The organism is Nannocystis pusilla (assembly GCF_026626665.1).
GTDB lineage: Bacteria > Myxococcota_A > Polyangia > Nannocystales > Nannocystaceae > Nannocystis > Nannocystis pusilla.
Genome location: NZ_JAPNKE010000002.1, coordinates 10,889,565 through 10,911,334 on the forward strand (window position 1 = coordinate 10,889,565; position 21,770 = coordinate 10,911,334).

Below are 21,770 nucleotides of genomic sequence, written 5' to 3' on the forward strand. Positions count from 1 at the left end.
GTTCTTTAAAACATGTCCAAGCGGGCAGGCTCAGGCGCTGCGGATCCCGTGGCGCGCCAGGACCTCGACGAACGCGGCCACGTGCGAGCGGCGCTTGCGGAAGGGCGAGGGCGGCGGCGAGGGGTTGGTGGTCGGATAGACGACGGGGCCGCCGGCGAGCGCCTCGCCGATGGCAGCGCGGATGTCGGCGGTCACGGCGCCGCGCAGGTCGACGCGCGCGATCAGGGCCCGCACGGCAGGGCCGGTAGGCCGACAGCACCAGGGCGTCGGTGATCTCCTTGAGCAGCGACATGTTGCCGCCCTGCCACATGCCGCCGCGGTAGTAGCAGGTCCACGAGAACAAGCTCTGGCCGGCGTCGGTGTCGTCCAGGCCGCGCAGGCCGGGGAGCGCCCGCAGGCGCGCGAGCGCCAGCGAATGGTTGTAGGTGCGCCACTTCGGGGTGGTGAAGACATCGGCCATGGCGCCGACCCAGAAGATGGCGCGCCGCTCGAAGCGACCGGCGAGCTCGCGCAGCTCGGCGACCCATCGCACGTGGTCGAGGCCGATCCGGCAGGCGTTGACCGCGATCTCGCTGTCGAGCAAGGAGGCGTCGCGGTCGACGAGCTCGACGACGTCCATGCCGAGCCGGTTGTCCTTCACGAACTGCTGCACGAGCGGGAAGTTGGGCCGCGCGCTGACGGCGATCACCGGGTTCTTCCACGGCAGCAACAACAGGTTGAGGCTGTCCTTGCCGCCGCACAGGACGAGGTTGGTGAAGCCGGGCCGCTGCGCCTCGACGCGGGCGACGTCGCTGCGGGTAGCCGCGGCGAACCGGGCGACGTACTCGTGCGGATCCGCCAGCTCGAGGGTGGACAGCTCGGGACAACCGACGCGACGCACGCGGCGATCGATGGTCGCGTTGGTGGCAAGGTAGCGGACCGCGCCGCCGACCTGGCGGGCGACGTCGGCGTCGAGCTCGAGCGCACCGTTGTGGACGATCAGCGGCAGCGGCGAGGTCGCGTAGAGGTCGCCGCTGCGGTAGACGGGATAGAACACCGGCGGCGGGCCGCGGAAGCGCTCGGCCTGCCAGACGACGGGACCCGGCGTGAGCCACAGGTCGTCCTCGTCGATCTCGGGCTGGCGACGCAGCTCCCAGGCGTCCTTCGTCGTGAGCTCGGGCAAGATCATCGCCGGACCTCGACGTGGTCGCGCAGCCGGTCGGACGCGAGCGCCGCGGCGTCGCGAGGTCGCAGGGCGCTCGCTTCGACAGGGCGGACGTCGCGGGCAAATCGAGGCCGGGGCGTCGCGGCGGCGCAGCGGCGCAGCGCGGTCGCGGCGGCGATTCGGGGTGACATGGTGGCGGGTCGTCGTGAAGGCCGGGGCGTCGCGGCGGCGCAGCGGCGCAGCGCGGTCGCGGCGGCGATACGGGGCGACATCGTGGCGGGGCGTCGTGAAGGCCGCGGCGTCGCGGCGGCGCAGCGGCGCAGCGCGGTCGCGGCGGCGACTCGGGGCGACGTCGTGGCGGGTCGTCGTGAGCGACCTGCGGCGGGTGCTGCGGGGCGTGCGGGCTTCGGCAGGTAAAGGCGCATCACGGGCCTCCGCGCGATACCAGAGCCCGGCGAGGACGGCGTGCCGCGGGGGTCGCGGAGGGCGTGCGGCAAGTCATGGCTGGGCGAGGCCGGTTGACACCCTCGCGCGCCGGAGCGTACGTTCGCGGCCGTTTCGCTCGGCATGTCGATCTCGCCGACCGTCGGCTTTGTGCGCCACGAATTCCTGCCGCCGTCGGAGACGTTCATCTACACGTCGATGCGGTCGCTGCAGCGCTACGCGGTGCGCGTGTTCGCGGTCGAGCGGCTGTCGCGGGAGAAGTTCCCGGACGGCGAGGTGACGGCGCTGCGCGACCAGCCGCTCGGGTCGCTCGAGGCGCTGCTGTACCGCGCGACCACGCTGTCGCCGCGGCTGTCGCGGTGGGCCCGCGGGGTGTCGCTGATCCACGCGCACCTCGGGCAGACCGGCGCCCACGCGCTGCTGACGGCGGTCCGCCACGGCCTGCCGCTGGTGACGAGCTTCTACGGCAAGGACGTGACGGTCCGCGGCTCGCGGCTGCGGCTGCTGCCGGCCTACTGGCACTTCGCCGCGCTGGCGCCGGCGCTGTTCCGCCGCGGCGACCGCTTCCTCGCGCTGTCGCAGCACATGCGCGGCCAGCTGGTCGCGCAGGGCTGTCCCGAGAGCAAGATCCGCGTGGTCCCGCTCGGGGTCGACCTGTCGCGCTTCCAGCCGGCGCCGCGGACGACGCGGGCGCGCACGCGGGTGCTGATGGTCGGCCGCGAGGTCGAGAAGAAGGGCTTTGACGACGGGCTGCGGGCGTGCGCCCGGGCGCGCGACGAAGGGGCTGACCTCGAGGTCATGCTCCTGGGACAGGTTCGGCGGGGGCCGGGCCGCTGCGCGCGCTGGCCGAGTCGCTGCGCCTCGACGTGACGTGGGCGGCGCCGACGACGGCTGTCCCTTCGGCCATGCAGGAGGCGGACGTGCTGCTGGTGCCGAGCCGGACGGCGAGCGACGGCGACCAGGAGGGCACGCCGACGGTGATCTGCGAGGGCTCGGCGGCGGGGCTGCCGATCGTGGCGACGCGGCACGCGGGGATCCCGGAGCAGGTCGCGCACGAGCGGACGGGGCTGCTGGCGGACGAGCGCGACGTCGCGGGGCTGGCGGGGCACCTGGTGCGCCTGTCCCGAAGTGCAGACGAGCGGGTCGCCCTCGGCGAGGCCGGGCGGCGCAAGATGCAGGCGGAGTACAGCGTGGAGGCGCACCGCGAGCGCCTCCAGGCGGTCTACGACGAGGTCCTGGGGAGGTCGCGATGAAGGTCGTCATCCTGTGCGGGGGCAAGGGGACCCGCTTCAAAGAGCAGACGGAGCTGCGTCCCAAGCCGATGATCGAGGTCGCGGGGCGGCCGATCCTCTGGCACATCATGAGCTACTACGCGTCGTTCGGGTTCGACGACTTCGTGCTGTGCCTCGGCTACCGCGCCGAGGTGATCAAGCGCTACTTCCTCGACTTCGCGGCGCTGTCGGGCGACTTCACCGTCGACCTCGGGCAGGGCGGCAAGCTGACGCTGCACAACCCGCCCGAGGCGCGCTGGCGCGTGACCTGCGTCGACACCGGCGAGGAGGCGATGACCGGGGCGCGGCTGCGCCGGGTGGGTCGCCACCTGGACGAGGACGACTTCATGCTGACGTACGGCGACGGCCTGTGCGACGTCGACCTGAAGGCGCTGCTGGCGTTTCACCGCAGCCACGGGAAGATCGGGACGGTCACCGGGGTGCGGCCGCAGAGCCGCTTCGGCGAGCTGCTGACCGACGGCGAGCGCGTCGACCGCTTCAGCGAGAAGCCGGCGGTCACCGAGGGCTGGATCAACGGCGGCTTCTTCGTGTTCCGCAAGGCGATGCTCGAGTACGTGCGCGACGACGACGCCTGCACGCTCGAGCGCGAGCCGCTCGAGCAGCTGGCCGCCGACGACCAGCTCCGGATCCACCGCCACGAGGGCTTCTGGCAGTGCATGGACACCTACCGCGACCTGCAGCTGCTCGAGCGCGCGTGGACCGGCGGCGCGGCGCCGTGGAGGAAGTGGTAACATGTCCTTTTGGACAGACAAGAACGTGCTCGTCACCGGGGCGACCGGGCTGCTCGGCAGCCACATGGTCGAGGAGCTGCTGGCCCGCGGGGCGGCGCCGGTGTGCCTGGTCCGCGACGGGGTGCCGCGCAGCCTGTTCCACGGCCGCGGGCTCGACCGCCGCTGCGTCAGCGTGCAGGGCCAGCTCGAGGACTACGCGCTGCTCGAGCGGGTGATCAACGAGCACGAGATCGAGGCGGTGTTCCACCTCGGGGCGCAGACGATCGTCGGCACGGCCGGGCGCAACCCGCTGTCGACCTGGGAGGCCAACGTCCGCGGCTCGTACAACCTGCTCGAGGCGTGCCGCCGCAACGAGCGCAAGGTCCGGCGGATCGTCGTCGCCAGCTCCGACAAGGCCTACGGCGACCAGCCGGTGCTGCCGTACACCGAGGAGTCGCGGCTCGAGGGCCGCTTCCCCTACGACTGCTCGAAGAGCTGCACCGACCTGATCGCGCGCTGCTACTTCGACAGCTACCAGCTGCCGGTGTGCGTGACCCGCTGCGGCAACCTGTTCGGGCCCGGCGACCTCAACTGGAACCGCATCATCCCCGGGACGGTGCGCTCGGTGGTCCGCGGCGAGCGGCCGCTGGTCCGCAGCGACGGGACGTTCGTGCGCGACTACGTGTACGTCGGCGACGCGGTGGCGGCGTACCTCGAGCTGGCCGAGCAGATGGACCGCCCCGAGGTGGCCGGCGAGGCGTTCAACTTCTCCGACGAGCGGCCGCAGAGCGTGCTCGACATCGTCGACCGCGTGCTCGGTCACATGGACGCGCGCCACCTGCCGCCGGTGATCCTGGGCGAGGCGTCGCGGGAGATCCGCGAGCAATTCCTGTCGTCCGAGAAGGCGCGCCGGGTGCTCGGCTGGCGCCCGCGCCACGGGCTCGACGAGGGGCTGCAGCGCACGATCGCCTGGTATCGCGAGCTGCTGGGGGGCGGCGTGACCGCGGTCGCGATCGGCGGCGGCGGCGGCTTCATCGGCCGCGCCGTCGCGCGCGCTCGCCGGTCGATCGGCGATCGCGTTCGGTCGCGAAGGCCTGTCTGAAGGGACATGTCCGGAAGTTCACGCGCTGATCTGGGCCGCCGGCGGCCGCGAGGGCGGCGAGGCGGCGCTGGCCGAGATGCACGTGGCGGCGCCGCTGCGGGCGCTGGCGGTGGCGGCGGCGCGCGGGCCCGGCGGGTGGTCTACGTCAGCAGCGGCGAGGTGTACGGGCTGCAGCCGGTGCCGTTCGCCGAGGACGCGCAGCGCCTCGGCGACACGCCGTACGCGAAGGCGAAGATCCGCGGCGAGGACGAGGTCCGCGCGGCGGCGGCCAGGCTGAGGCTCGAGGCGGTGATCGTGCGCCCGGGGGTGGTCTACGGGCCCGGTCAGCGCCCGGGGATGCTGATCCCGTCGCTGCTGGCGGCCCTGCGCGCGGGTCAGCGGTTCGCCTGCACGCCCGGCGAGCAGACCCGCGACTTCGTGCACGTGCGCGACGTGGCCCGCCTGCTGGCCCGCTGCGCCGAGGACGGGGCGCCGGCGGGGACCTACAACGCGGGCACGGGGATCGAGTCTGCCGTGGCGATGGTGGTGCGCGCGCTGGCGTGGCGGCTCGGCCGCACGGACCTGGTCGACCTCGGGGCGCTGCCGTACCGCGGCAGCGAGGTGATGCGCTACGTGCTCGACGCGACCCGCGCGAAGGAGCGGCTCGGCTTCGTCGCCCAGGTGGCGCTGGCCGACGGGCTCGAGTCGGTGGTGAGCTGTCCCGAGGAGCAGGTCGGTGCCTGAGGTCGAGGCGACGGCGGCGAGTCGGCGATATGTCTTGAGGGACATGTCCGAAGGCGAGGCCGAGGCGAGGCGGTGGTTTTCGTCCGAGGCCGCGGTGACGCCCTCGTCGAGGTGGCGGCGAGCTGTCCCGAGGGTCATGTCGGTGCTCGCGGTCGAGGTTCGGCCGGCTGTCCCGAGGCGCAGGTCGACCACCGAAATCGCCAGGTCGCTGGTGATCTGTCCCGAGGAGCAGGGCGTTGCTTGAGGTCGAGGCGATGGTGCGGCGCGCGGCCGCGGAGGTGATGGCGTTGAGAAGCTGTCCCGAGGAGCAGGTCGGTGCTTGAGGTCGAGGCGCGGTGGTTGCGGGCGCGGCTGCAGGAGCTTCCCGACGCGGAGCTGTCCCCTTTATTAAACCTCGGGAGCAGCGACCTGCAGTTTCGGACGGAGGTGCAGCCGTGGATCGACCGCGAGGTGTTCGCGCCGCTGCGGGCCCGCGGGGCGGCGATCGTCCACAGCGACCTGAAGACGCTGCCGGGCGTCGACATCGCCGCGGACGCGCTGAGCGAGGCGGGCCTCTCGCGGCTGCGCGCGGTCGGGGCGCGGGCGATCCTGTGCTGCAACATGCTCGAGCACGTGACCGACCGCGCGGCGCTGGCCGAGCGCCTGGCGGCGCTGGTGCCCGCCGGCGGGCTGCTCGTCGTCACGGTGCCGTTCAGCTACCCGTACCACCCCGACCCGATCGACACGTACTATCGACCTGACCCGGAGGACATGTCCCGAGAGCTGTTCCCGGGGCTGCGCCTGGTCCGCGCCGAGATCGTCGACGGGCCGACCTACGCGCCCGAGCTGCTGCGCCGGCCGTGGCTGCTGGTCCGCGACGTCCGCAAGCTGGCTGGCCTTCGGGACAGCCCGAGCGGGACCGCGGCTCGCGCCTGCGCTGGCTGGGTCGCCCCTACCGGGTCAGCTGCGCGGTGCTGCGGCGGGAGTAGAGGATGTCGGAGCGCGAGGAGCAGGTCCGCGTCAACCAGAGCCTGGCGTGGGTCGGCACGGCGACCGCGCTGATGGGCGTGCTCGACGTGGTGACCAAGGCGGTGCTGCTGGCGATCTGGATCAGCCCCGAGGAGTACGGGGTGGCGACGCTGGCCCTGGCGGCGATCCCGATCCTCGACCTGGCGACCGAGCTGGGGCTGCCGGGGGCGCTGGTGCAGCAGGGCGACCACACGCCGGCGCGCCTGTCGACGGTGTTCTGGCTCAACCTGCTCTTGTCGCTCACGATCGTCGCGGCGATCTTCTTCGCGGTGGCGCCGCTGCTGGCCAGCCACTACCAGGCGCCGATCGTCGGCTGGATGCTGCAGGCGCACTGCGTCAAGCTGCTGCTGCAGAACCTGTACATGGTGCCGGGGGCGCTGATGATCCGCGAGATGCGGTTCCGCGAGTTCTCGCTGATCCGCTTCCTCGCCAGCGTGGCCGAGAACGTGGCGCTGCTGGTCGCGGCGCCGCTGGTGGGGATCTGGTGCTTCATCGCCGGGGCGATCGGCCGCACGCTGGTGACGACCGCGGGGGTGCAGTACTTCCAGCCGTGGCTGCCGCGATTGCTGTTCGACTGGGCGGCCACCCGCGAGGCGGTGCTGTTCGGGCTCAAGACGTCGCTGAGCCGGATCCTGTTCTTCGTCTACACCGGCCTCGACTTCTACATCGTCGGCCACTTCTTCGGCCGCGCCGCGCTCGGGCTCTACAAGGCCGCCGCCGACCTGGCGCTCGACCCGGCGCGCATCATCAGCACGGTGGTGGTGTCGGTGGCGTTCCCGGCGTTCTCGCGCGCGCGCGACCGACCCGCGGCGCTGGCGGAGCAATTTCGAAATTGTCGCGGCTCAGCTTCATCGTGGTCGCCGGGTTCCTGGTGATCGTGGTGCCGGCGGCGCCCGACCTGCTGCTGCTGCTCGACGAGCAATGGGTCGGCGCGGCGGCTGCCGTGCGGGTGCTGGCGATCGCGGCGCTGCTGCGGGCGGTCAGCGCAGTGGTGCCGCCGCTGCTCGACGGGGTCGGGCGCCCGAGCCTGACCCTGAGCTACATGGCGGTGGCGGCGGTGACGATGCCGCTGTGGTTCGCGATCGCGGCGATCTTGCTCGGCGGCTGGCTCGGCTACGCGTCGGTGGCGTGGGCGTGGGTGATCGGCTACCCGATCGCGTTCGCGGTGCTGCTCCGCTTCGCGCTGCGCCACCTGCAGCTCGGCGTCGGTCGCTACGTCGGGGCGCTGCTCCGCCTGTTCTTGTGGACAGGTCTGGCGATCGCCGCGGGAGCAGGGGTGCGGGCGCTGATGGCCGACGCGGTGGCGCTGCCGCTGGTGCGCGCGCTGGTGACCGCGGCGACGTCCATGGGGACGTTCCTGGCGGCGCTGGTGCTGGCCGAGGGGATCACGCCGGCGTCGGTGTCGGCGGCCCTGAAGCCGCCGCCGCGTGACCCGGAGCCGGCGATCGAGTAGAGCTGCAGGCGTGGAACCAGCACCGGGCGACGACGACCTCTCGCTGCTCCGCGCCTGGCAAGCCGGCTCGACCGCGGCCGGCCGGGCGCTGATCGCCCGCCACTACGCGAGCGTGTACCGGTTCTTCTTCGCCAAGGTGAGCGGCGACGCCTGCGAGGACCTGGCCCAGGGGACATTCGAGGCGCTGTGCCGGCGCCGCGACGCGTACCGCGGCGGCTCGTCGTCGTTCAAGGGGTTCTTGTTCGGCATCGCCCGCAACAAGCTGCTCGAGTACATCCGCCACCGCTCGCGTCTGGGGCCGACGTTCGACCCGGCGACGGACAGCGCGATCGACCCGGCGACGGAGGGGTCGCTGTCGTCGCTGCTGGCGGACCGGCAGATCGAGCACGTGGTATCGCAGGCGCTGCGCGGGCTCAGCCTCGACGACCGGATCGTGCTCGAGCTGAAGGAGTACGAGCAGCTGACCGCCCGCGAGCTGGCCGAGCTGTTCGCCGTGCCGGGCGGGACGATGGCGGGGCGGATCGCGCGCGCCCGTCAGCGCCTGCGCGAGGGGACCGAGTTGTTGCTGGCTCGACCTGACCTGAGAGACAGCCAGGCGCGCGACCTCGACAGCGCGATGCGCAGCATCGGCGACAAGATCGAGGGCTACCTCCGCGATCGCAAGTGAGCGGCGATCGCGCGAGCGAAGTCGGTGCTTTTTTCCACCGATCAAGTCGCGACAACCAGCACTCGCCTGGCGATGCGTCCCGAGCTCCGCCCCCGCCCTCGCCCGACCCCGCCACCCTGGCGCGCGCGCAGGCCCGCCTGCTCGCCGGCCTCTCGCACCTCGGCTTCGAAACGACGACGGCCGGCGATCCGACTGCGGGGCAGAGGTCGTGGGGCGCGCCGACCGAGCGCGAGCCGACGCGGGGCGAGCCGGTCACCGGGCGCTACCGCTTCGGGCCGGTGTTCGCCCGCGGCGGCCTGGGAGCGGTGCGCCGCGCCGAGGACCTCAAGCTCGGGCGCACCGTGGCGGTCAAGGAGCTGCTGCGCTTCGACGAGCGGTCGGTCGACCGGTTCGTGCGCGAGGCGGCGATCACGTCGCGCCTGCAGCACCCGGGCATCGTGCCGCTGTACGACCTCGGGCGCGCCGACGACGGGCGGCCGTTTTTGTGCATGAAGCTGGTCGAGGGCGCCTCGCTCGAGCAGCGGATCGCCGGCTGCGCCGACGTCCAGGCGCGGCTCGGGCTGGTGCCGCACGTGATCGCGGCGGCGGAGGCGATGGCCTACGCGCACCGCCAGGGGGTGATCCACCGCGACCTCAAGCCGGCCAACATCCTGATCGGCGCGTTCGGCGAGGCGGTGGTGATCGACTGGGGGCTGGCGAAGTATATGTCCCAAGAGACAGAGGCCGTGGCGGCCGAGGACAGCGCGGACTTCGTGGTGTCCGACCTCACCACCGCGGGCTCGTTGCTCGGGACGGTCCGCTACATGCCGCCCGAGCAGGCGCGCGGCGACGGGGTCGACGGGCGCAGCGACATCTATGCGCTCGGGGCGGTGCTCTACCACGTGCTGGCCGGGGTGCCGCCGTTCCACGACCGTCGCGCGGCCGCGCTGATCCGCGAGGTGCTCGAGGGCGAGCCGCACCGGCTGGCGAAGCTGGTGCCCGAGGCGCCGCCGGCGTTGATCGCGGTGGTCGAGAAGGCCATGGCCAAACAGCCAGGTCGCCGCTACGCCGACGCGGAGGCGCTGGCCGACGATCTGCGCCGCTATCAGGCGGGGCGGCTGGTCGGCGCGCACGCGTACTCGCTGGCGGAGGTCGGGCGGCTGTGGCTGCGGCGGCACCGGGCGGTGGCCACGGTGGGGGCGGCGTCGCTGGTAGCGTTGGCGGCGATCGGGGTGGTGGCGGTCGGACGGATCGGCGAGGCCCGCGACGTCGCCGAGGAGCAGCGCGCGGCGGCAGTGTCGGCGCAGGATGTCGCCGAGGTCCGCGCGAGCGAGGCCGAGGCGGCGCGCGTGACCGCGGACCGGCGCGCGGATGAATTGTTGTTGGCGCAGGCGCGGCTGGCGATCGCGGCCGAGCCGGCGCAGGTGTACCCGCTTTTGGCGCAGCTGACCCCCGAGCCGGCGCGCGACGGGGCGGTGCGGGCGCTGGCGCTGGCGGCGTGGCGGCCGGGGGCGGTCGGGGCGGCGATGACGGGGCCGACGGACGCGCTGCTCGACGGTATCCACCTGGCCGATGGGACATGGATCGCGGTCGGCCTCGACGGGCTGTGGCGCTGGCGGCCGGGAGCGGCCGAGGGCGAGAAGATCGGCGGGCGCGGGCAACTGGCGGCGACGCCCGACGGGACGGCGTGGGCGCACGTGAGCTCCGAGCGGGGCAAGGAGTTCGTGGCCGCGGTGCACCGGCCGGACGGCAGCGAGCCGCTGCGCTTGGCCGGCGAGACCGACAGGCCGGTGGCGTTCTATCGCTGGGCGCTGAGCCCCGACGGGGAGTCGCTGTGGGCCTGGCCGGGGCTGGCCGTGCCGGCGCTCGAGTTCGCGGTGAAGACCGGGGCGCGCCGCGAGCTGCCGGGGGCGGACGCGCCGGCCGCGGTGGCCGGGCTGTCGCTGCACGGCTCTCCGGACGGCCGGCGGCTCGCGGGGGCCCGCGACGAGTCGCTGGTGGTGTGGGACCGCGAGACCGGTGAGGTCGAGGTCAGCCGCCACCCGTGCAAGCCGCGGCTGTACCGCGGTCACTGGACGCCGGACGGGCGCGCTCTGGTGGTCCCGTGCGCGGGCGCGGAGCGGGCCAGCAGCGCGTCGGGGGTCGAGCGGCAGGTGGTGTGGCGAACCGACGGACCGTCGCGCATGGTCGAGGCGGGCTGGTCGGCGCCGGCCCGCGACGCGCTGGTGTTCGTCGGCCACCGCGACGGCTGGACGACCGCGTGGGCGGAGGACCCGGCGGGCGCCCGGCTGTGGACGCGAGATGTCCGAACGGACAGGTCGGACGACTTCGTGGTGGCGCCGCACACCAGCCGCGACGGGCGGCTGGTGAAGTGGGGCTTCGGGGTGACGACCGACGTGCTCGACGTCGCTACCGGGACGGCGATCGTCGCCCAGGCGGACCTCGACGCGGCGGTCCTGGGCGACGGCGAGCTGCTGCTGGCGGGGGCCGAGGGGCACCGGCGGGTGCGCCCGAGCGAGGCGGCGTGGCAGTCGTTGTGGCCGGCGTCGCCGGTGCCGCGGCGCCAGGCGCGGCTGGCGGAGCACGGCGGCTGGGCGGTGACGGGCGGGCCGGAGAGCACGGCCCGGATCGACCTGCGCTCGGGGGCGACGACGACGCCGACGCCGAGCTGTCGGCCGCGGCGCGAGGACCACGGGCTGATGGCGATCGCCGACGACGGGCAGGTGCTGCTGTCGGTGGCCGAGGGCGCTGCATGTCTCTGGGGACATGGTCGAGAGGACATCTTCGAGGTGCCGCGGCACCCGTGGTCCGGGGCGGTGTTCGGGGCCGGACGGTTCGCGATCGGCTTCGCCGACGGGGAGGTCCGCGAGTGGACGTCGCCGGGAGCGCCGTCGCTGCGCTTGCCGCTGCACGAACACCTGCACGACCTGCAGTACGCGCCCGGCGGCGAGGTGCTGGCGGCGCTGACCGGGGACGGCGGGGTGATGGTGGTCGAGCGCGACGGAACTGCGCGGAGGATGGTCGAGCCGGTGGCGAGCGCCGACGGGTCGACGTACGCGAGCCTGGCGTTCGCGCCCGCCGGGGCGACGCTGGCGGTCTACCGCCGCGGGCAGGCGGAGGTCGAGGTGGTCGATCTCGAGCGCGACGGCCGGCTGCAGCTCGCCGGCGCGACGACGAGTCAGAAGGCCGGGTCGTTCGTCTCGTCGCGCTTCAGCCCGTCGGGCCGGCGGCTGGTGGTGCTCGACGGCGATCTGCTGCAGGCGTGGTCGCTGGCGCAGCCGGGGGCGCCGCTGCGGGTAGCCGGCCCTCAGGGGCGCGACGCGGCGTTCCTCGACGAGCAGACGCTGGCGGTGGTGGGGATCGACGGGCGGGTCGAGGTGGTCGACCTGGTGTCGGGGCTGGCGGCGCCGATGCGGGGGCCGACCGGGGGGCGCGTGGGGCCGCAGCTGGCGGCGGTGGCGGGCGGGCTGGTGCTGCTGGCGAGCACGGGCGAGGTGCTGCGCTTCACCGACCGCCTGCCGGCCGCGGGGGCGCCGCTGCACGCGTGGCTGCGCGAGGCGGCTGGTGTTCGGGACATGCCCTGAAGGTCATGTGATGATTCATGACCCGTCCGCAAGCGCATGCTGCGGAGCCAACCTTCGGAGCGAAGGTGGCTGCGGGCCGTGGGGACCGCGCGGCGGCGGTCGGTGCGGGGGCGCGCGGGTCGTGCCCGGTCCGCGCACGGGGCACGGCCGAGGCTGCCGGGGACGTCGCGGCGCGACGGCTGCCGGGTCGGCCGGCCGTGGTAAGCTCCGCGGCCGATGCCTGTGCCGATCTTCGCCCTCGCCGCCGCCGCCATCGCCGGGGTGGGGCTGTCCTACGCGCTGTCGACCGACGCCCGGACGCGCCGGGCCCTGAAGAAGCGGCCGGTGACGCCGATCCGCGGGCTCCGCGAGGGCGAGCTCGTGCGCGTGCGCGGGCGCGTGCTGGCCGGCGAGCGCGTGCTCGAGGCGCCGCTGTCCCATCGCGCCAGCGTGTACTACCTGGCGACGGTCGACCAGGAGACGGGGCGCAATCACTGGCGCGAGGTGGCCCGCGAGGAGCGCTACGTCGAGTTCGCGCTCGACGACGGGACCGGACGGATCGAGGTGATCATGAGCGTGCCGCGGGTGGCAGTGGTGAGCGACCATCACACGCGCTCGGGCTCGTTCGACGACGCGAGCGAGGTCGAGGAGGCGTTCCTGCGCCGCCACGGGCTGAAGAGCACGAACCTGATCGGGCTCAACATCGCCATCCGCTACGACGAGGGGACGATCGAGCCGGGCGAAGAGGTGACGGCGGTCGGGCTGGTGCGCGCGGAGATCCGCGACGGCCAGCGCGTGCTGGTGCTCGACGCGCCCGACGACGGACCGCTGCTGCTCAGCGACGATCCTCGCGCGGTCCACGGGTGAGGCGAGCGCCGGAGCGCAGGTTGAAGCTCGGACGGGTGCGACCGGCCATGCAAGGGCGAGGCCCTCACCACTGACGAGTTTGAGCGGGTGTGGGCACTGGCACAGGGGCGGTGGTGCCTTGCGGCCGAATCGCGGACCGAATCGCCTGCGTGAGAGGGTCCTGACGGCAGCGGGAGGGTCCATGCCGAGCGCGAGTCGTGCGCGGCTCGGCACTGCAGCGGGGAGCGTGGAGCGGCGTCAGGCGACGGAGGTCGGCAACGAGGCGTTCGCGCTCAGCGCTCCCACGGGCGGCCGCGGTGCTTCCACAGGTAGTAGGCCAGCACGGCCAGCAGGAGGCCGTTGTAAAAGGCGACGATGGAGAGGATCGAGACGGTGGAGAAGGCGGCCAAGAGCATGCGTTTGTCACCCCGGACGCGATGACAATGAATCGTAGCGACCGCGGCGGCGCGCGAAGGTTTTTCGCCGGCTCACGTGACGTAGCGTGATGTGCTAAACGCCTATCGTCATGTCCACGAGCGCGGCCTCTTCTCGAGCGATCTGGATCGTCGGCGCCGGCGCGGTCGGCCTGCACCTGGCGGCGCGCCTGCACGAGGTGGCCGCAGTGACGCTGGTCGCACGCGGAGCGCGAGCCGCAGCGCTGGCGACGGAGGGGTTCGAGCTGACGGGGGCGGAGCAGCGCCGGGCGTTCGTGCCGGTGGTGGACGCGGCGGCGGAGTGGTCGGTGCCGGCGGGGGCGATCGTGCTGGTCGCGGTCAAGGCGACGCAGCTGGCGGAGACGCTCGAGGTGCTGGCGCCGCGGCTGACGCAGGGGCAGGTGCTGGGGCTGTGCCAGAACGGGCTCGGGATCGCGGGGCTCGCCCGTGAACGCGTCCCCGCGCCGGCGCTCGTGCGGGTGGCCTGCTGGCTGGGCGCAGGGCTGAGCGGGCCGACGGCGGTGCGGGTGGCCGGGGTGTTCCAGCTCGAGCTGGCGGCCGACGATGAACCTGCCCGTTCGCACATGTCCGAACTGCAAGGTCTGCTGACAGCCGCCGGCTATCCGGTGACGGTGGCGGCGTCGGTCGCGGCGTGCGAGTGGCGCAAGTCGCTGTGGAACCTGGCGGTCAGCGGACCGTGCGCGCTGCTCGACGCGGTGAACGGGGCGATCCTCGAGGTGCCGCACTGCGCGCGCTGGCCGAGACGCTGCTGGCCGAGGCGCGCGCGGTGGCGGCCGCGGAAGGGGTGACGCTCCTCGATGCGGATCTGGAGCGGGTGTTCGCGTCGACCGAGAAGACGCGCGCGAACACCAACGCGATGCTGCAGGACCTGCGACGCGGGGCGGCGACGGAGATCGATGCAAATGGGGCGGTGGCGCGGCTGGCCGAGCAGCACGGGCTGTCGGCGCCGACGCACGCCGCGGTGGCGCGGCTCGTGGCGGCTAGCGAGAAGCTCGGGCGCCCGGAGAGTTGACTGCCCGTTCGCGAGCGCGATCGAAGGCTGACACCGTCGGATGCAAAGAGACGGCGCCCGAGCAGCTGTCAGACGAGGCATTTCATCAGCCCAGCGGCCGCTCGTGCCAGAGGTATCCGAGCCGCCTCGCGCGTATCCGGAGGTCAGGAGGCGGTGCCAATGGCGCTGTATTCATTGTAGATCCTGCCATGAATGTGAGCTGCCCCCAATGGGGCATTTCTATCTTGTTCGTAGAACGGGGGCGAGTGTCCCGGAGCTCCAGAGTTAGGATCTGGCGCCCCGTTCGACAGGTACGATGACTGCACCCGGTCGGTGATTTTCCGACGAGGGCGCCCCGTCCCCGCCACGATTGGGTTACTTTGACCTACTCGTCAGCCTAGGGCTGGGGGATGGTCTCCACATACCGACAGCCGAGTTCGTTCCTGGCGCGTTCGTGGCAACTCGGGAAGTTCTTGGGCGCCGTGCCGCCGGTGACCCACCGGACGCAGCGGTCCGGGTCGCTGGTGTCCGACACGTACGCCCACTGCCGGCTCGTGGGAGTTTCCCCTGACATCGTGCATTCGAGGGTTCGGCGCTCGACGATGTCCTCGGTGGCTTCGTCGGGCTCGGGGGCGGCGAGCTCGGGGTCGGTGAGGGCGAAGGTGCTGACGAGGGCGGCCTGCAGGACGTTGATGAAGAACATCATGGATCGACTCCTTTGACTGTGAACTTTGGGTTGTCACCAAGCGCCGACGCTGCATTGCGAGGACGCGGTGATTCCAGGGTGATGGGGGAATCCCCGGACGTCCAGCGGGCGACCATGAAAAAGCTGGGTATACGCAAACCTCATGGCAGTGGCTGCCGGGCGGAATGCTCGCCTCAGCTGACCTCCGGTTCTGACTCGCTGAAGGCCGGCTGTGCCGCCTACTAGCGGCGGGTGATGCCGGACCGGGTGGACAGGCGCGTCCACGGCTCGGCCTCGCCCGCTGGGAGGCTGGGTGTCCGTCTGCTGCGACTGCCGGCCCCTCGCACGAGGGCGAGCGGCGGCGTGCGAATAAGCGGTTCCCGATTGGGTCGAGTCCGCTCTCGGCCCGGGAAAATCTGCGGTCGTCCGCTGGACGGCGCGCGCTCGTTTGCAAAGTTAGCGCAATCGCTGAGCTGCGAAAAGGATGCGCTGATCATGTCGATTTTCGCTTTTGCCGCCGATTCCTGCCTGAGAACGCTGTGTGGCCGACTTCGCAAATCGCCCGCAGGGCCGTCAGATCGAGGTGGAGCGCGGTCGCGTCGCCCAGATCGAGGCCGAGCCCGACGGTGTAAGGCTCCACCATCGGGTTCGCCCGGTCGACCGGCATCGGCGTCCGGTAGATCACCCAGAGCGGCCAACCCGGCGGCGGTAGGAGCGCAGAACAATTTTCGCCCGGCCGCTGGACGATGCCCGGAGTCTCATCATTGTTGAGCTGCCGTCGGCAATGCTGCGAACGGCACCTCAAGAAGCGAAAGGAGATACTCCGATGTTGTTCTTCAACTGCATCCAGAATGCGCTGTTCATCGCTGTCACCGCATTTGCGGCGCCCGACGTCGCCGCGCCCGACGAGTTTGCCGCGCCCAACGACGAGTTCGTCGAGCCCGAGGACGAAAACACCGACGACGACGCCGAGCGGCGCATGCGCTATTGCTCGGCGTCGGGAGACTACGGGCGGCAACGGCCCGGGTCTGGAACTCCTCGCGCGACCCGTCCGTGTGCCTGCGGGAAAAGCTCGGAGGGAGCTCCGGCCGCCGCGATTGCTGGTCGGTGGGGCGGGAGATCGGGTGCGAGGAGATCATCGACGTGGATTAGCGCGTCGAACGAACCCTGACACATCGCCGCGCTGGCTCCTGGGAACCCGGCTTCCGAGTAATTCGTCGCCGACGCCCGCGGTCCCGCGTGTGCTCAATCGCGCGGGCGCGGGCGCGCGAGGACCATCGTCCACGGGAACACGCCGGGGGCGGCGAGGACCTCGAAGTCGCGGGCGATGAAGCGCTGGAAGCCGGCGCTGCCCCAGTGGTTGACGTGCTCGGGGTCGTTGCCCAGGCGGGTGAGGTTCTTGCCGCGCATGAAGTTGAGGGCGCAGAAGAACGGCTCGCGCGGGACGCTGAGCAGGACGTGGCGGCGGGCCAGGCGGCGCAAGATCGGCAGCATCTGCGCCGGGGCGGGGATGTGCTCCAAGACCTCGAGCATCATGACCATGTCGAAGCTGCGGCCGTCGTCGACGAGCTGGCGCGCGTCCATGACGTCGAGCCGGGCGCGCTCGCCGATCCGCGCGCGGGCGTCGGCGATGGCGCCGTGCGACAGGTCGACGCCGGTGAACTCGGCGTCGATGCCGGCCTGCAGCAGGGCCTCGATCATGTAGCCCTCGCCGCAGCCGAGGTCGAGGATCGTCCGCGGCGCGGCCTGCCGCACCAGCGCCGCGGCCTCGCGCTTGAAGCGGGCGATGAGGGCGCGCTGGATCGGGTTCTTGCTCTCGTGCTTCTGCTTGTTGCCGCTGGTCATGCGGGTCCCGGGATCGATGAATCGTCGCGCGCTGCCGCGGCCCGTCAGCGCCGCGCGGCCGGGCTCGGCGGGCTCGGCTGGTTCGGCTTGCCGGCGACCGTGACGGTGCGCGCGTCCTCGCTGATCTCCTCGGCGGCCGAGACGGGCAGCTCGCGGCCGCTCATCGGCGGGGCCGAGGGGCCGAGCTGCGGGCTCGGCTGGGCGTAGATGGCGGCGCGCGTGGCCGCCGGCGCCTCGCGCTCGTCGCGGATGGAGAACACCTCCTGCGAGCGGATGGTGGTGCGCACGAGCAGCTCGCCGAGCAGGCCGACGCCGATAAACTGCATCGCCACGATCGTGAGCAGGACGCCGAGCGTGAGCAGCGGGCGCTCGCCGATCGCGTAGCCGAACAGCCACAAGAAGCTGAGGTAGATCAGGATCAGCACGCCGAGGCCGCCGAGGACCATGCCGGGGATGCCGAAGAAGTGCAGCGGCCGGGTGCGGTAGCGGGTGACCAGCAGGACCGTCAGCAGGTCCATGAAGCCGTCGAACATCCGCTTGACGCCGTACTTGCTCTTGCCGTGCTTGCGCGCGCGGTGCTTGACGATCAGCTCCTCGACGCGGAAGCCCTTGTGGTGGGCGAGCACCGGGAGGAACCGGTGGAAGCCGCCGTAGACGGCCAGCTCGCGCACGCAGTCGGCCCGGTAGGCCTTGAAGCCGCAGTTGAAGTCGTGCAGCCGCACGCCCGACAGCCGGCTGACGACGGCGTTGAACAGCCGCGACGGCAAGGTCTTGTCGAGCGGGTCGTGCCGCCGCTTCTTCCAGCCCGACACCAGGTCGGCGCCGGCCTCGATCCGCTTGACGAAGTCGTCGATCATCGCCGGGTCGTCCTGCAGGTCGGCGTCCATGGTGACGACGATCTGCCCGCGCACCCGCTCGAAGCCGGCCGCCAGCGCCGACGACTTGCCGAAGTTGCGGCGGAAGTGGACGACGCGCGTGCGTGGGTCGCGCGCGGCGAGGTCGTCGAGCGCGTGCGCCGAGCCGTCGCGGCTGCCGTCGTCGATCCACAGGATCTCGTAGCTGCGCCCGAGCCTGACGCAGGCGTCGGTGACCTGCGAGTGCATCTCGGGGATCGAGCGCAGCTCGTCGTACAGCGGGATGAGGATCGAGATGTAGGGCTGGTGGCTCAAGCGGGTCCTAGCGGTCGCCCTCGGGGGCGATCATGGCCTCGGGGCGGACGTAGCGGTCGAACTCCTCGGCCGACAAAAGGCCGAGCGCGACGGCGGCCTCCTTCAGCGAGGAGCCGTCCTTGTGCGCCTTCTTGGCGATCTTGGCGGCGTTGTCGTAGCCGATGTACGGGTTCAGCGCGGTGACGTTCATCAGGCTCTGCTCGAGGTTGTGCGCCAGCTTCTCGCGGCGCGGCTCGATGCCCTCGGCGCAGAACTCGCGGAAGTTGCGGCAGGCGTCGCCCAGCAGGCGGACCGAGTGCAGGGTGTTGTGGATGATGAGCGGCTTGTAGACGTTGAGCTCGAAGTTGCCGCTCATGCCGCCGATGTTGACGGCGACGTCGTTGCCGAGCACCTGGGCGCACACCATCGTCATGGCCTCGCACTGGGTCGGGTTGACCTTGCCGGGCATGATCGAGGAGCCGGGCTCGTTCTCGGGGATGGTGAGCTCGCCGAAGCCGCAGCGCGGGCCGGAGGCGAGCCAGCGGATGTCGTTGGCGATCTTGGTCAGCGCGCAGGCGAGGGTCTTGAGCGCGCCGTGGAGGCCGACCAGAGCCTCGTGGCCGGCGAGCGCGGCGAACTTGTTGGGCGCGGTGACGAACGGCAGGCCGGTCAGCGCGGCGATCTGCCTGGCGCTGGTGACGGCGTAGTCCTTGTGGGTGTTGAGGCCGGTGCCGACGGCGGTGCCGCCGAGCGCGAGCTCGTAGACCCGCGGCAAGGCGCTCTCGACGGCGCGGCGGGCGTCGTCGAGCTGCTGGACGTAGCCCGAGAACTCCTGGCCGAGCGTGATCGGGGTGGCGTCCTGCAGGTGGGTGCGCCCGACCTTGACGATGTCGGCGAAGGCGGCGCTCTTGGCCGCGAGGACGCTCCGCAGGGCGTCGAGCCGCGGCAGCAGGTGATGCACGACCTGCTCGGCGGCGGCGATGTGCATGGCCGTCGGGAAGGTGTCGTTCGACGACTGGCCGCGGTTGACGTCGTCGTTGGGGTGGATCGGCTTCTTGCTGCCGAGGACGCCGCCGGCGAGCTCGATCGCGCGGTTGCCGATGACCTCGTTGGCGTTCATGTTGGTCTGCGTGCCGCTGCCCGTCTGCCACACGCGCAGCGGGAAGTGAGCGTCGAGGTCGCCGGCGATGACCTCGTCGGCGGCGCGCACGATCAGGTCGACCTTGTCCTTGGGCAAGGTGCCGAGCTCGCCGTTGGCCAGCGCGGCGGCCTTCTTGAGGATCCCCAGCGCCCGGATCATCGGCCGCGAGAAGCGGTCGTCGCCGATGTCGAAGTGGTGCAGCGAACGCTCGGTCTGGGCGCCCCAGTAGTGGCCGCTCGCCACCTGGATCGGGCCCATGCTGTCGGTCTCGGTGCGGCTGTCGTCCTTTGCGCCTGCGGTCATGCGCCGGACAAGCTAACACCATCAGCGTCACAGGGGTGGGCCTTTGTCGCTACAAGTTCACGACTTGACCGCACGCACGCCCCGGGCGAGGGTCGGCCCATGCGCAAGGTTGTGATCTCCGCCCCGGGCGGACACGAGCGGCTGACCCTGGTCGATACGGAGGCGCCCCGACCCGCGCCCGGCGAGGTCCGGATCGCAGTGACCGCCATCGGGGTCAACTACGCCGACTGCGTGGTCCGCATGGGCCTCTACGCGTCGGCGCAAGAGTTCGTCGGCTGGCCGATCACGCCGGGCTTCGAGGTCGCCGGGGTGATCGACGCGCTCGGAGAAGGCGTGACCGGGCTCGCGGTCGGGGCCGAGGTGGTGGCGGTGACCCGCTTCGGCGGCTACGCGTCGTCGGTCTGCGTGCCCGCCCACCAGGTGTTCGCGGTGCCCCAGGGCCTGTCGCTCGCCGAGGCCGCGGCGGTCCCCTCGGTGTATTTGACGGCCTGGTACGCGCTCCACGCGCTGGCACACGCGCGCGAGGGCGAGACGGTGCTGGTCCACTCGGCCGCCGGCGGAGTCGGCGGCGCGCTGTGTCAGTTCGGCCGTCGCGCCGGCTGCCGGGTGATCGGGGTGGTCGGCGGCCCGCACAAGGTCGAGGCGGCCAAGGCGGCGGGGGCGGAGGTGGTGATCGACAAGTCGCGCGCGTCGCTGTGGCCGGCCGTGAAGGCGGCCGCGCCCGCCGGGCTCGACGTGGCCTGCGACGCCAACGGCCCGGAGACGCTGCGCCACAGCTACCGCCACCTGGCCGCGGGCGGGCGCCTGATCGTGTATGGCTTTCACACCATGCTCCCGAGGACAGGTGGCAAGCCCAACCTGCTCAAGCTGGCGCTCGGGTTCGTGCGCACGCCGTGGTTCTCGCCGCTGGCCCTCACCAACGAGAACCGCGGGGTGCTCGGCTTCAACCTGTCGTACATGTTCCACCGCGCGCCGCTGCTGATCGAGGGGATGGCGGCGATCGCCGGCGGCCTCGCGGCCGGGGAGCTGCGCCCGCCGCCGATCACGACCTATCCCCTGGACCAGGTGGCGCAGGCGCACCGCGACCTCGAGTCGGGGCGCACGGTCGGGAAATGGTGCTGCTGACCTGAAGGTCAGGTGTGATGATTGCGGCCGCTCAGATCTTGCAACCGCACTTGCACTCGTCGGGCTGATCGGGGTCGTCGGCGACGCACAGGGTCCAGCCGCTCGGCTTGGGCCCGCAGATCGTGGTGACCTCGACGATGCCGTCGATCTCGCGCCAGTAGACCGGGTCGGTCCAGCCCATGCAGTAGCCCTGGTCGACGTAGGGCAGGCTGATCTCGTCGCAGGTCTTGCTGCTGAGATCGGTGCCGGGCAGGCAGACCTTCTGCCACGGGGGGTCGTCGCAGGCGCCGTCGAGCGGGCCCTCCTGCGAGACGGTGAACCACCCGCACGCGAACGAGCCGCCGACGGCCGCGTTGCTGCAGGTGTTCTCGTTGGTGATGGCGCCGCAGAACTCGTCCAGCCGCTCGGGACAGTCGAGGGCGGCGGAGGTGCACAGACAGGCGAGCGGGCCGTCGCAGTCGCAGGTGTTCCACTCGGGGCCGAGGTCGGTCGGGGTGAACGGGAACTGCAAGACCTCGATGTCGCCGTTGTCGTCGCGCCACACGCTGGTGAGCCCGCCCGAGGCGTCCGTGGGCACGCAGAAGTCGCGGATGTCGCCCTGACAGCCCTGGTTGCTGTGGGTGTAGCTGACGATCTGCGTCCACTCGCAGCCGTTCTGGCCGCACGCCGCCATGTCGGTGTACTGCGAGCAATTGCTCGGCGGGGGACCGGTGGTGGTGTCGTCGGTGGTGCTCGCAGTGTCCTCGGTGGTGGTCGGAGTCCCGGTCGTGCTGGTCCCCGTCGGCTCGCCCGTGGTCGTGGTGGTGGTGGTGACGGGCGCGCTGGTGGTGGGGTCGCTGGTGTCGGTGCTCGGCGAGAGGGTGGTCACTCCCTCGTCGCCACACGCGATGAGGAGCACGAAGGCGCACGAGAGTAGGCGATAGGGCGAGGTCATGCGCCTCACTATACGCCAGCGCCCCCAGCCGCGGCGAGGCTGCCGAACGAGCACGCGCGAGGTGACGGCGGCGTCAGGACAGCGGCGGTCCGGGCGCTGGACCGCGAGCCCGCGGACAGGCGCTACAGGGCCGCCGCGCCCGCGTGCGCGGACCCGGGCGAACCCGCGCAGGATGTCCGAAGGAGCAGGTCGGAGGCGAGGTCGGGCCGCGG

General features: G+C 72.1%; 23 protein-coding genes. 16 read left to right on the forward strand and 7 right to left on the reverse strand.

Features of this window, described 5'->3' with window-relative positions:
- Positions 1 to 1,711 precede the first annotated feature (1,711 nt).
- The 12 genes from OV079_RS48155 (at position 1,712) to OV079_RS48210 (ending at position 12,952) form a co-directional block, all read left to right on the forward strand.
- Entirely contained in the window at positions 1,712 to 2,458 is a 747-nt protein-coding gene (locus OV079_RS48155; protein WP_267776920.1) for a glycosyltransferase, read from the forward strand.
- Complete coding sequence (locus OV079_RS48160) at positions 2,455 to 2,841, forward strand: glycosyltransferase (RefSeq protein WP_267776921.1); 387 nt, start codon at positions 2,455 to 2,457, stop codon at positions 2,839 to 2,841. Before OV079_RS48155 ends, OV079_RS48160 begins: the two co-directional genes overlap by 4 nt.
- Positions 2,838 to 3,611 carry a glucose-1-phosphate cytidylyltransferase gene (gene rfbF, locus OV079_RS48165; protein ID WP_267776922.1) on the forward strand — a complete coding sequence of 258 codons (774 nt, stop codon included), beginning with the start codon at positions 2,838 to 2,840 and terminating at the stop codon, positions 3,609 to 3,611. The genes OV079_RS48160 and rfbF overlap by 4 nt, the downstream gene beginning before the upstream one ends.
- A 1-nt stretch (position 3,612) precedes the next feature.
- Positions 3,613 to 4,692 carry an NAD-dependent epimerase/dehydratase family protein gene (locus tag OV079_RS48170; protein WP_267776923.1) on the forward strand — a complete coding sequence of 360 codons (1,080 nt, stop codon included), beginning with the start codon at positions 3,613 to 3,615 and terminating at the stop codon, positions 4,690 to 4,692.
- Between the two features lie 135 nt (positions 4,693 to 4,827).
- Complete coding sequence (locus OV079_RS48175) at positions 4,828 to 5,415, forward strand: NAD-dependent epimerase/dehydratase family protein (RefSeq protein ID WP_267776925.1); 588 nt, start codon at positions 4,828 to 4,830, stop codon at positions 5,413 to 5,415.
- 43 nt (positions 5,416 to 5,458) lie between these two features.
- The gene (locus tag OV079_RS48180; protein ID WP_267776926.1) at positions 5,459 to 5,659 is read left to right on the forward strand and encodes a hypothetical protein; all 201 of its coding nucleotides are present in this window, start codon (positions 5,459 to 5,461) and stop codon (positions 5,657 to 5,659) included.
- A 71-nt stretch (positions 5,660 to 5,730) separates the two neighbouring features.
- Complete coding sequence (locus OV079_RS48185; RefSeq protein ID WP_267776928.1) at positions 5,731 to 6,456, forward strand: hypothetical protein; 726 nt, start codon at positions 5,731 to 5,733, stop codon at positions 6,454 to 6,456.
- Positions 6,387 to 7,298 carry an oligosaccharide flippase family protein gene (locus OV079_RS48190; protein ID WP_267776931.1) on the forward strand — a complete coding sequence of 304 codons (912 nt, stop codon included), beginning with the start codon at positions 6,387 to 6,389 and terminating at the stop codon, positions 7,296 to 7,298. Before OV079_RS48185 ends, OV079_RS48190 begins: the two co-directional genes overlap by 70 nt.
- Positions 7,277 to 7,876 carry an MATE family efflux transporter gene (locus tag OV079_RS48195; protein ID WP_267776933.1) on the forward strand — a complete coding sequence of 200 codons (600 nt, stop codon included), beginning with the start codon at positions 7,277 to 7,279 and terminating at the stop codon, positions 7,874 to 7,876. The genes OV079_RS48190 and OV079_RS48195 overlap by 22 nt, the downstream gene beginning before the upstream one ends.
- Before the next feature lie 10 nt (positions 7,877 to 7,886).
- Entirely contained in the window at positions 7,887 to 8,543 is a 657-nt protein-coding gene (locus OV079_RS48200) for an RNA polymerase sigma factor (protein ID WP_267776934.1), read from the forward strand.
- The gene (locus tag OV079_RS48205; protein ID WP_267776935.1) at positions 8,540 to 12,106 is read left to right on the forward strand and encodes a WD40 repeat domain-containing serine/threonine protein kinase; all 3,567 of its coding nucleotides are present in this window, start codon (positions 8,540 to 8,542) and stop codon (positions 12,104 to 12,106) included. Before OV079_RS48200 ends, OV079_RS48205 begins: the two co-directional genes overlap by 4 nt.
- A gap of 216 nt (positions 12,107 to 12,322) precedes the next feature.
- Positions 12,323 to 12,952, forward strand: a complete 630-nt coding sequence (locus OV079_RS48210) for a GIDE domain-containing protein (protein ID WP_267776937.1) — start codon at positions 12,323 to 12,325, stop codon at positions 12,950 to 12,952.
- A gap of 272 nt (positions 12,953 to 13,224) precedes the next feature.
- On the opposite strand, the gene OV079_RS48215 is transcribed toward OV079_RS48210, so the two are convergent.
- On the reverse strand, positions 13,225 to 13,347 hold the full coding sequence (locus tag OV079_RS48215) for a hypothetical protein (protein ID WP_267704095.1): 123 nt from the start codon (positions 13,345 to 13,347) through the stop codon (positions 13,225 to 13,227).
- Positions 13,348 to 13,457: 110 nt separating this feature from the next.
- On the opposite strand from OV079_RS48215, the gene OV079_RS48220 reads away from it, so the two are divergent.
- Together OV079_RS48220 and OV079_RS48225 are read left to right on the forward strand one after the other, a co-directional pair.
- Positions 13,458 to 14,174 (forward strand): ketopantoate reductase family protein, encoded by a 717-nt coding sequence (locus OV079_RS48220; RefSeq protein WP_267776938.1) that lies wholly within the window; start codon positions 13,458 to 13,460, stop codon positions 14,172 to 14,174.
- On the forward strand, positions 14,153 to 14,398 hold the full coding sequence (locus OV079_RS48225; protein WP_267776940.1) for a ketopantoate reductase family protein: 246 nt from the start codon (positions 14,153 to 14,155) through the stop codon (positions 14,396 to 14,398). The genes OV079_RS48220 and OV079_RS48225 overlap by 22 nt, the downstream gene beginning before the upstream one ends.
- 376 nt (positions 14,399 to 14,774) lie before the next feature.
- Here the strand turns inward: OV079_RS48225 and OV079_RS48230 are convergent, their stop codons facing one another.
- Both OV079_RS48230 and OV079_RS48235 read right to left on the reverse strand, forming a co-directional pair.
- A complete protein-coding gene (locus OV079_RS48230; protein ID WP_267776942.1) occupies positions 14,775 to 15,083 on the reverse strand; it encodes a hypothetical protein in 309 nt (102 codons plus the stop codon).
- A 472-nt stretch (positions 15,084 to 15,555) separates the two neighbouring features.
- The gene (locus OV079_RS48235) at positions 15,556 to 15,747 is read right to left on the reverse strand and encodes a hypothetical protein (RefSeq protein WP_267776944.1); all 192 of its coding nucleotides are present in this window, start codon (positions 15,745 to 15,747) and stop codon (positions 15,556 to 15,558) included.
- A gap of 141 nt (positions 15,748 to 15,888) precedes the next feature.
- Here OV079_RS48235 and OV079_RS48240 point away from each other — a divergent pair, with 141 nt between their 5' ends.
- Positions 15,889 to 16,233 (forward strand): hypothetical protein, encoded by a 345-nt coding sequence (locus tag OV079_RS48240; RefSeq protein WP_267776946.1) that lies wholly within the window; start codon positions 15,889 to 15,891, stop codon positions 16,231 to 16,233.
- Positions 16,234 to 16,307: 74 nt separating this feature from the next.
- Here OV079_RS48240 and OV079_RS48245 read toward each other — a convergent pair whose 3' ends face one another.
- The 3 genes from OV079_RS48245 to fumC are packed head-to-tail and all read right to left on the reverse strand — an operon-like array spanning position 16,308 to position 19,499.
- Positions 16,308 to 16,907: a class I SAM-dependent methyltransferase gene (locus OV079_RS48245; RefSeq protein ID WP_267776949.1), complete on the reverse strand. Its 600-nt coding sequence runs from the start codon at positions 16,905 to 16,907 to the stop codon at positions 16,308 to 16,310.
- Between the two features lie 44 nt (positions 16,908 to 16,951).
- Positions 16,952 to 18,076, reverse strand: coding sequence for a glycosyltransferase family 2 protein (locus tag OV079_RS48250; protein ID WP_267776951.1), 1,125 nt, complete (start codon positions 18,074 to 18,076; stop codon positions 16,952 to 16,954).
- Positions 18,077 to 18,083: 7 nt separating this feature from the next.
- Entirely contained in the window at positions 18,084 to 19,499 is a 1,416-nt protein-coding gene (gene fumC, locus OV079_RS48255; RefSeq protein ID WP_267776953.1) for a class II fumarate hydratase, read from the reverse strand.
- 99 nt (positions 19,500 to 19,598) lie between these two features.
- On the opposite strand from fumC, the gene OV079_RS48260 reads away from it, so the two are divergent.
- Positions 19,599 to 20,624, forward strand: a complete 1,026-nt coding sequence (locus OV079_RS48260) for a synaptic vesicle VAT-1 family membrane protein (protein WP_267776954.1) — start codon at positions 19,599 to 19,601, stop codon at positions 20,622 to 20,624.
- Between the two features lie 31 nt (positions 20,625 to 20,655).
- On the opposite strand, the gene OV079_RS48265 is transcribed toward OV079_RS48260, so the two are convergent.
- Positions 20,656 to 21,558: a hypothetical protein gene (locus tag OV079_RS48265; protein WP_267776955.1), complete on the reverse strand. Its 903-nt coding sequence runs from the start codon at positions 21,556 to 21,558 to the stop codon at positions 20,656 to 20,658.
- Positions 21,559 to 21,770: the final 212 nt, after the last annotated feature.